Consider the following 15,517-nt stretch of genomic DNA (forward strand, 5'->3'; position numbering starts at 1 on the left):
ATGTTTTTGGATGCGAAGGCAGACGATATTCACGCGTACGTCGAATCGTGCGCGCGCAAGATAGAGCCTTTTCAGCGAAGGTCGGAGGCGGTGGCCCTCGCGAATCAGGAGCGCGTGTTGGAGGCGTTTTGGCGCCACGAGGTGGCGCAGTTCCACCTCGTCGGATCGACCGGGTATGGGCTCGGCGACGCGGGCCGGGAGAAGTTGGAGGCCCTTTACGCGGACGTGTTTGGCGCCGAGGCCGCTTTGGTGCGCCCGCAGATGGTCTCGGGGACGCACGCCATCTCCCTCGCGCTGTTTGGCTGTCTGCGCCCGGGTGAGCGGCTCGTTGTCGCCACGGGCGTCCCGTACGACACGCTTCATGCCGTGCTGGGGCTTCGTCCGGCGGCCGGATCGCTCGCGGAGCACGGCGTGGACGTCGAGATCGTGGCGCTCGGCGCGGATGGAGACATGGACCTCGGCGCCATCGAACGCGCGGTGCGGGCGCCCGAGGTGCGAATGGTCTTGTTTCAGCGCTCGCGGGGATATGGAGAGAGGCGATCGTTTTCCATCGCGGAACTCGAGAAGGCGTTCTCGGCGGTGCGAGCTGTGCGCTCGGACGTCTGGATCGCGGTGGACAACTGTTACGGCGAGTTCGTGGAGGAGCGCGAGCCCTGCCATGTGGGTGCTGACGTCGCGATGGGGTCGCTCATCAAGAATCCGGGCGCAGGGCTGTGCCCGACGGGCGGCTACGTCGTGGGGCGGCGAGAGATTGTGGAGCGCGTCGCCGCGCGGCTCGTGGCGCCGGGCACGGCGGCGGAGTACGGACCCACCGGACCTTACCTGCTCACCATGTTTCAGGCGCTGTTTCTAGCGCCGCACGCTGTGCTTCAGGCGGTGAAAGGATCTCGCCTCATGGCCGCGGCTCTTCAGGGACTTGGCTTCCGCGTGAGTCCCGAGCCAGAGGCAGAGCGGACGGACCTCATCTTGTCCGTCGAGTTGGGCTCGCCGGATCGCCTTCTGGCCTTCTGCCGGGCCATTCAGTCGGTTGCGCCCGTCGATTCGCACGTGCGCCCAGAACCGGCGCCCATGGCGGGGTACGCCGATCCCGTCGTCATGGCCGCGGGGACGTTCATTCAGGGCGCCTCTCTGGAATTGACTGCCGACGCGCCGATGCGGCCGCCGTACATGGCGTACGTGCAAGGAGGGCTGACCTACGAACACGTGGTGTTGGCGGTTCGCCGCGTCGTGGCCGCGATCGCGCCGCTTGCGTCAAAGAATATCACGTGAGTGATTGTCGTGGCGCGCCCTCCATGTTACGATAAGTCTCAACAGGTCGCACAGGGAGGGGCGCGCCGTGGATTTGGAAGAGCGCAGGAACATGCCCTTATTTTCGATAGGCACGGTGCAAAAGCTGACGGGGCTTAGCGCACGGCAAATCCGTTACTACGAAGAGCACGGGTTGATCCAGCCGGCGCGCACGCCCGGGAATCAGCGGCAGTTTTCGTTTGCCGACGTGGAGCGCCTGATGCAGATCCGGCAATTGCTCGACGAAGGTCACAACATCGCGAGCGTGAAGCGCAACCTTCTCGAGAAAGACAGGCGGCCGAGATCGAGCCGCCCGTTGGCGACACGCGACGTGCCCGATTCCGAAGTGTATCAGTGGCTGGAGCGCGAGCTGATGGAGCGGCGGCAAACGGGCGAGTTTCAGGGCGATTTGTCTCGCTTCTACCGCCACCGCTGAATGAGCCGCGAGGGAGGATCGTATGCGGAAAGAATACACAAAAGAAGAAATATTGAAACTGGCTGAAGCGAACGACGTGCGGTACGTGCGCCTACAGTTCACCGACTTGCTCGGCATCGTGAAGAACGTGGAAATCCCGGTGGACCAGCTGCCGAAGGCCCTGGACAACCGCATCATGTTCGACGGTTCGTCGATTCAAGGGTTCGTCCGCATCGAGGAGTCGGATATGTATCTGGCGCCGGATCGGTCGACGTGGCTCATCTTTCCGTGGGACACGCCACAGGGCAAAGTGGCCCGCCTGATCTGCGATGTGAATCTTCCGGACGGCGCGCCCTTCGCGGGCGATCCGCGATCGGTGCTCAAGCGCGTGTGCGAGAAGGCGAGGCAGATGGGGTTCTCCGCGTTCAACGTCGGCCCGGAGCCGGAATTCTTCCTGTTCAAACTCGATGAAAACGGGAAACCGACGCTCGACCTCAACGACGAAGGGGGTTACTTTGACTGGGCCCCGGTCGATCTCGGCGAGAACTGCCGGCGCGACATCGTCCTCGCGCTGGAGCAAATGGGGTTTCAGATTGAGGCGTCGCACCACGAGGTGGCGCCGGGGCAGCACGAGATCGACTTTCGTTACGCGGAGGCGGTGGAGGCGGCCGACAACCTCACCACCTTCCGGCTGGTCGTGAAGACGGTCGCGCGAGAGCATGGGCTGCACGCCACCTTCATGCCGAAGCCGCTCTACGGCATCAACGGTTCCGGCATGCACACGCACCTGTCGCTCTTCCGCGACGGCCAGAACGCCTTCTACGACCCCGAAGGGGAGATGGGGCTCAGCGAAACAGCGCTCCATTTTGTCGCTGGGCTGCTCGAGCACGCCCGGGCGTTCACGGCCATCTGCAATCCGCTCGTGAACTCGTACAAGCGCCTGGTGCCCGGCTACGAAGCGCCAAGCTACATCGCCTGGAGCGGGAAAAACCGGTCGCCGCTCATCCGGGTCCCTGCCGCGCGCGGCATGTCGACGCGGGTCGAGGTTCGCAGCCCTGACCCGAGCTGCAACCCGTATCTCGCCATCGCGTCGCTGCTCGCCGCCGGGCTCGACGGGATTGAGCGCGAGCTCGAGCCTCCGCCGCCCGTCAATCGCAACATCTACATGATGACCGAAGCGGAAAAGGAGGAGGCGGGCATTCGAAGCCTGCCGTCGAACCTCAACGAGGCGCTGGACGCCTTGATCCGGGACCAAGTGATTATGGACGCGCTCGGCGAACACGTCCTGCTTCACTTCATCGAGGCCAAGCGCATCGAGTGGAACATGTTCCGCACGCAGGTGACGGAGTGGGAGCGCGAGCAGTACTTCACCATCTATTGAATCGCTCGCCAGGGGTGGCCGCCTGAGGTCACCCCTTCTTCGCGATCCGCGTGGGAGGCGGCGCCGTGGAACTGCGCACGGCGATCTCCGAGTGGAGCACAATGCGCGTCGGCGTCTTCCGCACGCCTTCAATGCGCTCGAGCAGGAGCTGTGCGCCGAGCGAGCCGTAGTTGTACGCTGGTTGAATCGCCGCCGTGGCGAGCGAATCGACGGAGGCGAGATCGTCCGTGTTGCCGAAGCTGACCACGCTGATGTCCTGAGGAATGGACAGGCCGAGCGCGCGCAGCCTTCGGACGATGTGCGCGTACTGAAACATGTTGCCGAGAAACAGGGCGGTGGGCGCGTCGGGGCGCCCGACGAGCCCATCGATGAACGACGCGTCCATGTCTCTCGTCATGGGCGCGGTGAAGATCAGGCTCTCATCAACAGGAATGGACCGGTGGACAAGGGCATCGCGGTACCCGTCGAGCCGCTCGCGGCTGGATGCGCTGTGGAGCGGGCCCACCACGGCGGCGATGCGCTCGTGCCCGAGGTCCAAGAGGTGTTCCACCAGTCGGCGCGAGGTCTCGCGAATGTCGCCCTTGACGAGATCGGCGTCGAGTCCCTCGATCTCGCGGTCGATGAGGACAAACGGCACCTGTTGCTCGGCGAGCCGCGCCAGGTTTTCGCTTGACGGATCCCCAACGGGAACCACCAGCAATCCGCGCACCTGGTAATCGAGACACATCTGCACGTATTCCTGCTCTTTCTGCAGGTCTTCGTCCGTGTTGGCGATGAACACGCGAAAGCCGTGTTTGCGCGCCACGTCCTCCATCCCGCGCGCGATAAAGGTGAAAAACGGGTTGGTGATGTCGGGCACGATGAGCATCCACGTATCGTGCGGAGACGACTGTTGGCCCTTCGGCACGTAGTTGAGTTCCTGCATGGCGGCGAGCACCTTTTGCCTCGTGGCAGGCTTGACATAACCGGAGTTGTTCACCACGCGAGATACGGTCATGATGGACACGCCTGCGCGCTTCGCGACATCCGCCATCGTGGTCACGCTGGTCATCCTTCTCTCGAACCTTTTTCATGTGAAAGATAACATATTGACAACGCTTTTTCGAGCGGCGTATACTGCACTTGAATCGCGAGAGAAATCGCATTCATGGTGCCGTTTTTTGTTTGTGCAATATGTTAATTTAACAGTTATGCTAACCGTAAGTTGCACATCAGTTGCACAATGGAACAGGCGACAAAGGAGGCGGTTCCGCGTGGCGCCCAAGGTTTTGCATCTCTCGCCGGTGGACGACGTCGTCGTCGCGCTTGAACCGCTCGACGCGGGGGAGGTCGTCGAGACGGCCTTCGGCCCGGTGGACGCCCGGGAGCCCGTGGCGATGGGGCACAAGCTCGCCGTCAAACCGGTGAAGTGCGGAGACGCGGTGCACAAGTACGGTTTTCCCATCGGTGTCGCCACGCAGGACATCCGACCTGGCGAGTGGGTGCACACGCACAACCTGCGCACGGCGCTCTCGGAGCGCGGGTCCTACGCGTACCGACCGAGCGGTTCGCCGGCACCCGTCCTCGACGACGGCCTCACGTTCATGGGTTATGTCCGGCCCGACGGGCAGGTCGGCGTCCGGAACGAGATTTGGATCCTGAACACGGTCGGGTGCGTGAACAAAGTGGCCGAACGGCTCGCCGCGATGGCCGACGCCAAGTGGCGCGGAGACGGCATCGATGGCGTGTACCACTTTGCGCATCCCTACGGGTGTTCACAGCTTGGCGACGATCTCGTCTACACCCAGTCTCTGCTCGCGGGCCTCGTCCGACACCCGAACGCAGCCGGCGTGCTCGTGATTGGGCTCGGATGCGAAAACAACCGGATTGAGGTGTTCCGGGAGCGGTTGCATTCGGAGACGCTGCCGAACGTGGCGTTCCTCGAACTGCAGCAAACCACCGACGAGTTCGCGGAGGGCATGCGACGCCTGGAGGCGTTGGTCGAGCGAGCGCGGGAGTGTGTCCGCCAGCCCGTGCCGCTTTCCCGGCTGAAACTGGGGCTCAAATGCGGCGGATCCGACGGCCTGTCCGGTGTGACGGCGAATCCGCTCGTGGGCCAGGTGGCGGATCGCGTCGTCGCGCGCGGCGGCACCGCGCTTCTCACCGAAGTGCCCGAGATGTTCGGCGCGGAGACGGTGCTCATGAATCGCGCGGACAGCCCGGAGACGTTCGCCAAAATCGTGGATCTGATTCAGTCGTGGAAGGATTATTACACGCGCCACGGCCAGCCCGTGTACGAGAACCCTTCGCCCGGCAACAAGGCGGGTGGCATCACCACGTTGGAGGAGAAGTCGCTTGGAGCCGTGCAAAAGGGCGGCCGGCTCTCCCGAGTGGTCGACGTGCTGGGCTATGGTGAACCAGCCGTGAAACCAGGCCTCAACCTGGTTTCGGCGCCCGGAAACGACATGGTGTCGGTGAGCGCGCTCGCCGCGAGCGGTGCGCAGGTGATTCTGTTCACCACGGGCCGGGGCACGCCGTTTGGCGGACCTGTACCGACGCTGAAGGTTGCGAGCAATCGCCAGCTTGCCTCGTCGAAACCCAGCTGGATCGACTTTGACGCGGGCCGGATCGTGCTGGGGGAATCGATGGACGATCTCGCCGACGAATTGCTGTACAAAGTCATTCGCGTGGCGTCCGGGGAAGAACTGGCCCGGAACGAAGTGAATGGGTATCGCGAGATTGCCATCTTCAAGGACGGCGTCACCCTTTGAGTGAAGCGGAGGTTGGATGAGGATGTATCTGGTGCGAGGAAAGTCGGAAAACGGGTATCACGAGCTGGTGCCGCAAGAGAATGCGGCCGGGCTCCGGTGGATTTCGTTTGGCCATCTGCGGCTGGGCCCAGGGGAGGCGCACGAAGCGGCCGTTCAGGGCCGCGAGGTCGTCCTCGTGCTCCTCTCGGGTGCCATGCGGGTGTCGATCGGTGACCACACCTTTGGGCCCTACGAGCGGCCGAATGTCTTCGCGGCCCGAGCGACGGCCGTATACGTGCCGGTCGGCCGGCCGTTTCGCGTCGAAAACGCAGGCGACGGCGTGCTGGAGGTCGCCGTCTGTCAGGCGGTCGCGGAGGAGGTCCACGAGCCGTTCGTCGTCACGCCGGACCAGGTCCAGGTGAAGACCGTGGGCCAGGCCAATTTCGAACGCAAGGTCCACGATATCGTCGTGCAGCAGGCCGAGGGCCGCGTTCACCGCATCATCGTCGGCGAGACATTCAACCCGCCGGGCAACTGGTCCAGTTATCCGCCGCACAAGCACGACGAGTATATCCCAGGCGTTGAGGCGCTCATGGAGGAGATCTATTTCTATCAACTCGATCCGCCTCAGGGATTTGGGCTTCAGTCCATCTACACATCGGATGGCGCCATCGACGAGACGTATCGCGTGCGACACGGCGATGCGTTCATGATCCCGCGTGGGTATCATCCCGTTTGCGCCGCGGGCGGATACCAACTGTACTACCTGTGGCTGATGGCGGGGCCCGTAGATCGCGTGATGATCCCGCACGACGATCCGGCCCACGCCTGGGTCCGCGAGCGGTCGTGGGGTTGACGTTCGAACATTTCCGTGGGGAGACGAGACCATGCGGTTACACGCAGGCGCATTGGAAGGGGAGGCCCGCGCTAGCTTCGAGCGCGCGCGGGCCATGCCCGTCCGGGTGGTTCAAATCGGCGAAGGGATTTTCCTGCGAGGCTTCGTCGACTGGCTGGTTCACCACCTGAATGAGTCCGGCGCGTTTCAGGGGCGGATCGCCGTGGTGAATCCGCGGCCGAGCGGCGCTCACCGTATTCAGCAGTGGCAAGAACAGGACGGGTTGTACACGGTCCTCGTGCGCGGCCTGCGCGACGGCCGATCCGTGCAATACGCGGAGGTGGTCACCTCCGTCGCCCGCGCGTACGACTCGACTCGCGCCTGGGGGCAGGTCCTCGAGTTGGCGCGCGATCCGCTCGTCGAGATCGCCGTGTCCAACACGACGGAGCTCGGCATTCGATATGAACCGGTGCCGAGGCCGACGCCGGATGTGCCGCCGGCCACGTATCCGGCCAAACTGACGCAGTTTCTGTACGAGCGGTACGCCGCGCTCGGTTGGCAGGAAGAAAGCCGGCTCATCGTCGTCCCGTGTGAGCTCATCGACGACAACGGCCAGCAGCTGCGGTCGATTGTGGAGCGCCACGCGGCCGACTGGCAGCTCGGCGAGGACTTCGATCGCTGGTTGCGCGACCGCGTCGACTTTTGCGACACGCTCGTCGACCGCATCGTGACGCCCTACACCGGCGATCCGCCGCTTGCCTACGAGGATCATCTGGCGGTGACGGTCGAGCCGTACTATCTGTTTGCCATCCGCGGCAGTGATCGGCTCAAGTCGCTGTGGCCGTTTGAGGACGTCGGCCTCAATGTCCATTACGCGGACGACATCCGCGACTTTCGGCTCCAGAAGCTTCGCGCCCTCAACGGGACGCACACCGCGCTTGCCAATCTCGGCCTCATGGCGGGCCTCGAAACCGTGCTCGACGTGATGAAGCACCCAACGCTTTCGCGGTACGTTCACCAGCTCGTGGAGGAGGAAATCGTGCCGGCCACCGAGCCGCGCGTGTCGCAGCCGGAACGGTTGCGCGCGTTCGCCCGGGATGTGCTTGAGCGGTTTCAGAACCCCTTTCTGGAGCACAGGCTGCGCTCCATTGCGATGAACGCCATCTCCAAGGCGCGCATCCGGCTCGTGCCGACGCTCCTCGACGCCGTGGAGCGCTCGGGCGACGCGCGACGGCTCACGGCGGCTGTGGCGGCGGTCTGCCTTGCGTACCGACCTGGGATGGAGCACACAGCGGAACCCGATCCGGCGGCGGAACGGCTGCGGGGATGGTGGCAAAACGATCTCGCGGCCTCGGCCCAGGCCATTCTATCGGATACCGCGCTTTGGTCGACAGATCTGACCCAGGTGCCTGGCGTCTTGGAGGAATGGGTTCGTTTCGTGGACACGGCCTTGCACCATGGCCCGGTTCAGGCCGTCGCCTCGTTATGACGGGCCAGAGCGCTGAAAGGGGGGTGGGACACGCGGCTCATGGACGCGAAAACGCCGAAGGGAGTCCATGGGCGCCTCGAGCCTGATCTCGGCGTTTGCGCCGAGCGTCGGCGTGTTGGTTCTGGGAAGGTTCATTGGGGGCGTCGGCATCGGTCTGGCGTCGCTGTTGTCGCCGCTTTACATCGCCGAGATTGCCCCGCCGCGAATCCGCGGCCGGTTGGTCGGGTCGAACCAGTTGGCGATCGTGTCCGGGATCTTCATCGTCTACTTTGTGAACGCGGCCATCGTGAGTTCGCACACCGCGGCCTGGAACCAGACGACGGGGTGGTGGTGGATGTTTGCCATGGGGGTCATCCCGGCCGTGATCTTCTTCGCCCTGCTTTTCTTCGTGCCGGAAAGCCCCAGGTATCTCATGAAACGGGGACGGGAGGAGCAGGCCGTCGCCATTCTCCAACGGGTGAGCGGGCCCGAACAGGCGCGCCGGGACGCCGAGGAGATTCGCAAGTCGCTCGAAGTCGTACCTGATTCGTTGTTCCAGGAACTGTCGCGCCCGGGCATTCGAAAGGCGCTCGGCATTGGCGTCGTCCTCGCCATCTTCCAACAGTTCACCGGTACCAATGCCGTCGGCTATTACGCCCCCATGATCTTCAAGGCGGCCGGGGCAGGCACCAACGCTTCGTTCTACGACACAGTGTGGATTGGCGCCATCAAGGTCCTGTTTGTCATCGTACTGATGCTCATCGTGGATCGCGTCGGACGAAAGCGGTTGCTTGTGTGGAACGGGCTGCTCATGGCGCTGTTTCTCGCCGTCCTGGGCGTCGCCTTCTCCCTGCCACACATGATCACGTGGCTGGTCCTTGCGCTGGTGTTCGCGCACACCATTGCGTACGAGCTGTCGTGGGGAGGCGGCGTATGGATTGTCTTGTCCGAAATTTATCCGACCGCCATTCGCGGGCGCGCCATGGCCATCGCATCCTTTGCGCTGTGGTTCGCGACCTACCTGGTCGCGCAGTTCTTCCCCATCTTGTTGCAAGCCATCGGCGGCACGTGGACGTTTTGGATCTTCGCGCTGTTCTGCATCGCCATGGCCGTCTTCATGCAACGAATGGTGCCGGAGACGAGCAAGAAGACGATGGAGAAGATCCAAAGCGACTGGCTCCAGTCGGAGCGAGGAAGCTCGCTGTGACCGCGTGAGGCGTCTCTCGATGAACCTGGTCTCGAAGAGGTGTTCTGAAGATGCGGCGAAGCGGAAAGGCTTGCGCCGCATGTTTTTTCTCTATCGGATCTGCCGAAAGATCCCGATGACCTTCCCTAAGATGGTCACGCTCGGAAAGTAGAGCGGCGACATCTCGTCGTTCTCCGGCTGGAGGCGCACATGCCCATCCTCCCGGTAAAACCGCTTAATGGTGGCCTCGTCCTCGTCCGTCATGGCCACGACGATGTCGCCGTTGTCGGCCGACGTCTGACGCCGCACGATGGCGAGATCTCCATCCAGAATGCCCGCATTGATCATGCTGTTGCCGACGACGCGCAGCGCGAACACTTCGTCGCCCTTCGCCACGTCACGCGGCAAAGGCAAGTACCCTTCGATGTCTTCCAGCGCCGAAATGGGAAGTCCCGCCGTCACGCGACCCACGATGGGGGCGAGCACGACATCTTCCGGCTCATCGTCCACCAGGAGCTCCAGTGCTCGCGGTTTGGTCGGATCTCGGCGCAAGTAACCCTTCTGTTGCAGCCGCTCGAGGTGTCCATGAACCGTCGAGCTTGACGCCAACCCGACCGCCTCTCCTATCTCGCGAACAGATGGCGGATATCCTTTTTCGCGGATGTTTTTTCGGATAAACTCGAGAATTGCGCGTTGACGAGCCGTGAGACCGCTCACCGTCCCCACTCCCTTCCGGCTCATTGTACCACGCCGAACGCACGTTTGCAAACACGTGTTCGGCATCGGGGCGTTCTCGAGGGGCGTTAGAGGAGCCCGAGTTCAGCCAAAGCGTCTGCGACGCCGCCCTCGTCGGCGCTCGACGTGACGCGTTTCGCCGCCCGCTTGACCTCTTCGCTGGCGTTGCCCATCGCGAAGGAGTATCCCATGATGCGAAACATGCCGACGTCGTTCCCGCCGTCTCCGATGTGCACGGCGTCCTCCGGGGAGATGCCGAGGTACGAGAGGAGGTGCAGAGCGCCGATGGACTTATCCGACTTGCGGCGCTGGAAATCGACGGCCTGTTCGTGCCAACGGTACACGTAGCATTCGGGAAACTCGCGCTCAAAGACGTCGTCCCACTCGGCCGTCATGAAGGCGTTGAGCTGAAACACGCCAATATCATCCAGCCGGTCGGCCATCGTCGGTTCGCACGCGATGGGCGGGAAGTCGTAGGACGCGAGAACCGGCAGGTACTCCGGCGGGATCGGCTTGAGGCTAAAGGCGTGATCGTGCGTGTGAATGATGGTCTGGATGCCGCGGCGCTCTGCCGACTCCAGGATGCCTCGAACCACATCGCGCGAAAACGGCAGGGCAAAGATCTCACGGTCTCCGGCCTTGACCAAACCGCCGTTAAAGTAGATGCCGTATGGGATCCCCAGCGAGGCCTGCACGTGCTGGGCGTGAATGACGCTGCGACCCGTGCACACGGCGACAGGGATGTGGTTTTCGATGAGTTTCGCGACCGCCGCGGCGCTTTTGGGCACGATCCGGCCGTTCACAAACAGCGTTCCGTCGATGTCGAGAAACACCATCTTGACGCGTTGCTTGGTCTTCACGAACACTCCCCCCATGCTGCGACCGCTCGCGCCGGTGTGAGACCAGTCGGAGTTTCATTATACACAACACGTTGCCAAAATAGGCACAGCGGACGCGCTCCGTTGCGCGCACGCACCAGCCTCGGCTATCATGACCATATTGAGGACGAGCAGGAGGAACAGTCGATGCAGGTGACGATGGATACGTTGGTGTCGCTCGCGAAGCGGCGAGGCTTTATCTTCCCCGGTTCTGAGATCTACGGCGGATTGGCCAACACGTGGGATTATGGGCCGCTTGGTGCTCAAATGAAGCACAACTTGAAGCGCGCCTGGTGGCGGTTTTTCATCGAGCAAAACCCCTTGAACGTCGGCCTGGATTCGGCCATCCTGATGAACAAGCAGGTGTGGGTCGCGTCCGGGCACGTCGCGAACTTCCACGATCCCATGGTGGATTGCCGCCAGTGCAAGGCCCGCTTTCGCGCCGACAAGCTGATCGAGGAGGCCGCCGAGGCGAAGGGCATGTCCCTGGTTGTCGATGGCCTGCCGTTTGCCGAAATGGAGCGCCTGATGGAGGAACTTCACATCGCGTGCCCCAACTGCGGCGCTCAGGACTTTACGAATGTCCGGCAGTTCAACATGATGTTTCGGACCTTTCAAGGTGTGACGGAAGACGCGGCCAACGAGGTGTATCTCCGCCCCGAGACCGCGCAGGGCATTTTCGTCAATTTCAAAAACGTGCAGCGCACGATGCGCAAGAAGCTGCCGTTTGGCATCGGCCAGTTTGGCAAGAGCTTTCGCAACGAGATCACGCCCGGGAACTTCATTTTCCGCACGCGCGAATTCGAACAGATGGAGCTCGAGTTCTTCTGCGCGCCGGGCGACGACGAACACTGGTTTTCGTATTGGCGGCAGACGTGCATGGATTGGCTGCTGTCGCTCGGCATCCGGCCCGGACACCTGCGGTTTCGCGATCACGCCAAGGAGCAGCTGTCTCACTACAGCAAGGCGACGACGGATATCGAGTACCACTTCCCCTTCGGCTGGGGCGAGCTTTTGGGCGTCGCGAATCGCACCGATTATGATCTGAAGGCGCACCAGGAACATTCTGGAGAAAACATGACGGTGCAGGAGGAAGGGCGGGAACCGTTCATTCCGTATTGCATCGAGCCCTCCATCGGGGCGGACCGTCTCTTCCTCGCCGTGTTTGCCGATGCCTACGACGAAGAAGAAGTGGCGGAAGGAGACACGCGGGTCGTTCTCCGCTTGCACCCAAAGCTCGCGCCTTATCAGGTTGCGGTGTTGCCTCTGTCGAAAAAGCTGAATGAACCCGCGCACCGGCTGTATCTTGATCTGATCAAGGCGTACAGTGCGGACTACGATGAGACGGGATCCATCGGGAAACGGTATCGGAGGCAGGACGAGATTGGCACGCCCTTCTGCGTGACGTACGATTTCGAGTCGGAATCGGACGGGCAAGTCACTGTCCGGATGCGCGACTCCATGGAACAGGTGCGAATTCCCATCGAGGGCGTGCGCACGTGGCTGGACGACCAACTGCGGGCGTCCGGCGCGACCTGGTGAGCGCATTGAACCGGCGTCGCGGTGCCATGCTAAACCGGGGGTGGGCCAGATGTCAGGTGAACACACGCAACATCACAACGACGAGTTCACGTTCGTGGGCGCGCTGAGCCACAACCACGACGTGGAGGCGTTTGTGGAGCGGCGGAACCAGATGCTCAGTTCGCGTCTGGATGCGGTGGTTCCCTGGAAGGCATATCACCGGGCGAATGTGCCTCACGGCAAGAGGCAGTCGAACGGGTGAGACCAACCCACGCCCTGGGCGGTCCGCTTCGGCGGATCGCCTTTTTTCGGCTCGCGAGACCTCGCGGCGCGCGCATGTGTTACAATGTCGAAAATCTCGCAAACCTCTCACGCATCGAGTGAACGAGAAGGAGAGTCCGCCATGAGCGATGCAGTGTGGCGCCAGTGGCGCCGTCCGCCCCGAGACGTGGAGGGACCGCTCGGCGCATACGTCATCTTCGACGGGGCCATGTCGACCTACCTGCACCAGATGGGCGTGCCCATTGGCACCCCGGTCGAGCAACTCAACTTGACTTCGCCCGATCTCGTCGCGCGCGTCCATCGACGTTACATCGAATCGGGTTGTACCGTTGTGCAGACCAATACCTTCATGGGCAACCGAGTCGCGTTGGAACGCCACGGCCTGGCCGTCGACGTGCAAACGCTCAATCGAAGGGGCGTCGAGATCGCCCGTTCCGCCGCTCGCGACGAGGCGAGCGTGTACGGCACCATGGGGCCTGCGATGGGCGGCTACCGATACGGGGCCCTGTTGCAGGATGAAGAGCGCGATATGCTTGCGCGCGTGTACGCGGAACAGGCCGAGGCGCTCGTGAGCGCCGGGATCGACGGGCTGCTGCTTGAAACCTTCCCGGATCTCGAAGAGGCGCTCGTCGCGGTGGCCGCCGTGCGCCCCATCCTGGGAGATCTGCCGCTTGTGGTCAACCTGTCGCCAGAGGAGATCGGGGTGACGCGCGACGGGGTGCCGCTGGGGGAGGCGTTCCGCAGGCTCCAGGCTGCGGGCGCCGATGTGGTGGGGTTGAACTGTCGCCTCGGACCCTACGGGATTCTGCGTTCCTACGAGCAGGCGGGCGTCCAAGGCGACGCCTTGTACGCGGCCGTGCCGAACGCTGGGATTCTGCAGCGGTCGGAGGGAGACGAGATCGCGTACACGGGGGACACCGCAGACTTTTCGCGCCTGATGCTCCGCATTGCGCAGCTCGGCGTCCGCTGGCTCGGGGGCTGTTGTGGAACGACGCCGGAGTACATCAGGACCCTTCGGGATGCCCTGATGCGCGCGGATCGCGAACCACATGGCTCCGTTCAGGTGGAGCCTCACGCGGCGAGTCGGCCGATGGCGGTGACCGCCGACGGGGGGACGTATCACGACGGCATCAGCGTCGTCGAGATCGCCAAGGAAAAGAAGGCCATCGTGGTGGAGTTGGATCCGCCCAAGCACTTGTCCATCGCCCGCTTTTTAGAGGGGGCCGAAGCGCTCGCGAGGGCTGGCGCCGATCTGATTACGATGGCGGACAATTCGCTCGGGTCGGTGCGCGTGTCCAACATGGCGCTGGCGAGCCTTTTGAAGCAGCGGGGCATCGAGCCGCTCGTCCACGTCACGTGCAGAGACCGGAACCTCATCGGCCAGCAGTCGCACCTGATGGGGCTCGCGGTCCTTGGTATCCGCAACGTGCTGCTTGTGACGGGCGATCCGTCCCGGTACGGTGAGTTGCCGGGTGCCACGAGCGTGTACGACGTGTCGTCCATGGACCTGACCAAGATGGTGCGCCGGTTGAATGAGGGCATCGGGTTTTCTGGTCAGCCGCTGAAGCAGCCGTCGCGGTTTGTCATTGGCACAGCGTTCAACCCGCACGTGCACAACTTTCGCAAGGCGGTGGAGCGCCTGCGGCGAAAGGTCGAGGCGGGCGCGGACTTCGTCATGACGCAGCCTGTGTTCGATCCCGAGCTGATGACCGCGATTGCGGAGGCGACGCGCGATTTGGGTGTCCCAGTCTTCGTGGGCATCATGCCGCTGACGAGCGCTCGGAATGCCGAATTTTTGCACCACCAGGTACCCGGGATCCGCCTGTCCGAACAGGCGCTGCGCCGCATGCAGGAGGCCGCGCCGGAGGAAGCGCCGGCCGTCGGCGAGGCCATCGCGCGAGAGTTGGTCGAGGTGGCCATCCGACACTTTCCAGGCATCTACCTCGTCACGCCTTTTCTTCGCTACGAGATGACAGTTCGGCTCACGGAGTACGCGCGAAGCCTGGAGGCGGCGCGCGTCTTTCGGCCCCGTGGGCTTGCCTGATGTGCGCGTCTCCCAAAGGCGATGAAGGTCTGCCGCATGCGATTGCGACACCCTTCGCGCCGCGTTAGGGTGGTGGGGATGACCTTTGTGGAGGTGGCCGCGCATGCGCCGGACGTGGGCGTGGATGTTGGTGAGCCTGGTCGCCGTGCTGGCGGTGGGGTGCGGGGCCATCGGGCATTCGGCGGGGAGTGGACAAGTGGCCAAAGGCAGCGGGCGGGATCGCGCGCATCCGCTGGTGTTTCAGAATCTCACGGGCGCGATGAACCAGGGACAAGATCCGCGCTGGGATCCCCGGCCTGCTTCCTCAGGGTTGTACGGCGCGGTGACGGTCTGGACGGCGAGCGGCCGGCAGGAGGTGCTGACGGCGGATCGCCAACCGCTGCTCTTCGCGGCGTACTGGTGTCCGCATTGCCAGCGCACGCTGCAGTTGCTGACGTCCATCCGCCATCGCCTGAGGCGGATGCCCGTGATTGTCAACGTGGGATATCCGGCCGGGACCTCGCTCCAGACCGCGGTGCGCATTGCCCGCGAGGAGGACGCGGCGCTGCACCTGGCGCCGTTTGAAGAGGTATTTATCCTCACGCCGTCTGCGGGAGATCGGTACGCGCCCCTTGGGTATCCCACGCTGGTCTTCCGTCAGGGGAACGCGCTGTGGTCGCTTTACGGCGAGCACCGGGCCGAGATCTGGATCCGGGCTCTGTCCTAAAGGTGCTAAAACGCGTACAATCACAGCATAACCACCACCGACGGGGTGGG

General features: G+C 63.3%; 14 protein-coding genes. 11 read left to right on the plus strand and 3 right to left on the minus strand.

All coding sequences use genetic code 11. The features are described 5' to 3' along the window. The 3 genes from AS26_RS00810 to glnA all read left to right on the plus strand — a co-directional run bounded on the left by AS26_RS00810 (position 1) and on the right by glnA (position 3,083). Positions 1 to 1,269 carry a methionine gamma-lyase family protein gene (locus tag AS26_RS00810; RefSeq protein ID WP_062305347.1) on the plus strand — a complete coding sequence of 423 codons (1,269 nt, stop codon included), beginning with the start codon at positions 1 to 3 and terminating at the stop codon, positions 1,267 to 1,269. A 67-nt stretch (positions 1,270 to 1,336) separates the two neighbouring features. Beyond that, positions 1,337 to 1,723, plus strand: a complete 387-nt coding sequence (locus AS26_RS00815) for a MerR family transcriptional regulator (protein ID WP_012810890.1) — start codon at positions 1,337 to 1,339, stop codon at positions 1,721 to 1,723. 22 nt (positions 1,724 to 1,745) lie between these two features. Next, complete coding sequence (glnA, locus tag AS26_RS00820; protein WP_062305348.1) at positions 1,746 to 3,083, plus strand: type I glutamate--ammonia ligase; 1,338 nt, start codon at positions 1,746 to 1,748, stop codon at positions 3,081 to 3,083. A 28-nt stretch (positions 3,084 to 3,111) separates the two neighbouring features. Here the strand turns inward: glnA and AS26_RS00825 are convergent, their stop codons facing one another. After that, entirely contained in the window at positions 3,112 to 4,116 is a 1,005-nt protein-coding gene (locus AS26_RS00825) for a substrate-binding domain-containing protein (protein WP_245629536.1), read from the minus strand. 220 nt (positions 4,117 to 4,336) lie between these two features. Here AS26_RS00825 and AS26_RS00830 point away from each other — a divergent pair, with 220 nt between their 5' ends. From AS26_RS00830 to AS26_RS00845, 4 genes are all read left to right on the plus strand, one after another. After that, a complete protein-coding gene (locus AS26_RS00830) occupies positions 4,337 to 5,833 on the plus strand; it encodes a UxaA family hydrolase (protein WP_062305350.1) in 1,497 nt (498 codons plus the stop codon). Between the two features lie 22 nt (positions 5,834 to 5,855). Continuing rightward, the gene (gene iolB / locus AS26_RS00835) at positions 5,856 to 6,668 is read left to right on the plus strand and encodes a 5-deoxy-glucuronate isomerase (RefSeq protein WP_062305352.1); all 813 of its coding nucleotides are present in this window, start codon (positions 5,856 to 5,858) and stop codon (positions 6,666 to 6,668) included. 31 nt (positions 6,669 to 6,699) lie between these two features. Further along, positions 6,700 to 8,136 (plus strand): tagaturonate reductase, encoded by a 1,437-nt coding sequence (locus AS26_RS00840; protein WP_062305353.1) that lies wholly within the window; start codon positions 6,700 to 6,702, stop codon positions 8,134 to 8,136. Between the two features lie 67 nt (positions 8,137 to 8,203). Continuing rightward, a complete protein-coding gene (locus AS26_RS00845) occupies positions 8,204 to 9,322 on the plus strand; it encodes a sugar porter family MFS transporter (protein ID WP_245629531.1) in 1,119 nt (372 codons plus the stop codon). Between the two features lie 90 nt (positions 9,323 to 9,412). Here AS26_RS00845 and lexA read toward each other — a convergent pair whose 3' ends face one another. Together lexA and AS26_RS00855 are read right to left on the minus strand one after the other, a co-directional pair. Next, a complete protein-coding gene (gene lexA / locus AS26_RS00850) occupies positions 9,413 to 10,042 on the minus strand; it encodes a transcriptional repressor LexA (protein ID WP_505592642.1) in 630 nt (209 codons plus the stop codon). A gap of 62 nt (positions 10,043 to 10,104) precedes the next feature. Beyond that, on the minus strand, positions 10,105 to 10,896 hold the full coding sequence (locus tag AS26_RS00855) for a Cof-type HAD-IIB family hydrolase (RefSeq protein ID WP_062305356.1): 792 nt from the start codon (positions 10,894 to 10,896) through the stop codon (positions 10,105 to 10,107). A gap of 165 nt (positions 10,897 to 11,061) precedes the next feature. Between AS26_RS00855 and AS26_RS00860 the strand changes: the two genes are divergently transcribed. The 4 genes from AS26_RS00860 (at position 11,062) to AS26_RS00875 (ending at position 15,467) form a co-directional block, all read left to right on the plus strand. Next, on the plus strand, positions 11,062 to 12,456 hold the full coding sequence (locus AS26_RS00860; protein ID WP_062305358.1) for a glycine--tRNA ligase: 1,395 nt from the start codon (positions 11,062 to 11,064) through the stop codon (positions 12,454 to 12,456). 49 nt (positions 12,457 to 12,505) lie between these two features. Continuing rightward, a complete protein-coding gene (locus tag AS26_RS00865; protein WP_062305360.1) occupies positions 12,506 to 12,697 on the plus strand; it encodes a hypothetical protein in 192 nt (63 codons plus the stop codon). 141 nt (positions 12,698 to 12,838) lie between these two features. After that, complete coding sequence (locus AS26_RS00870; protein WP_062305362.1) at positions 12,839 to 14,761, plus strand: bifunctional homocysteine S-methyltransferase/methylenetetrahydrofolate reductase; 1,923 nt, start codon at positions 12,839 to 12,841, stop codon at positions 14,759 to 14,761. Positions 14,762 to 14,864: 103 nt separating this feature from the next. Then, positions 14,865 to 15,467, plus strand: a complete 603-nt coding sequence (locus AS26_RS00875; RefSeq protein ID WP_062305363.1) for a TlpA family protein disulfide reductase — start codon at positions 14,865 to 14,867, stop codon at positions 15,465 to 15,467. The last annotated feature ends 50 nt before the right edge of the window (positions 15,468 to 15,517 follow it).

The organism is Alicyclobacillus sendaiensis NBRC 100866 (assembly GCF_001552675.1).
Taxonomy (GTDB): domain Bacteria; phylum Bacillota; class Bacilli; order Alicyclobacillales; family Alicyclobacillaceae; genus Alicyclobacillus; species Alicyclobacillus sendaiensis.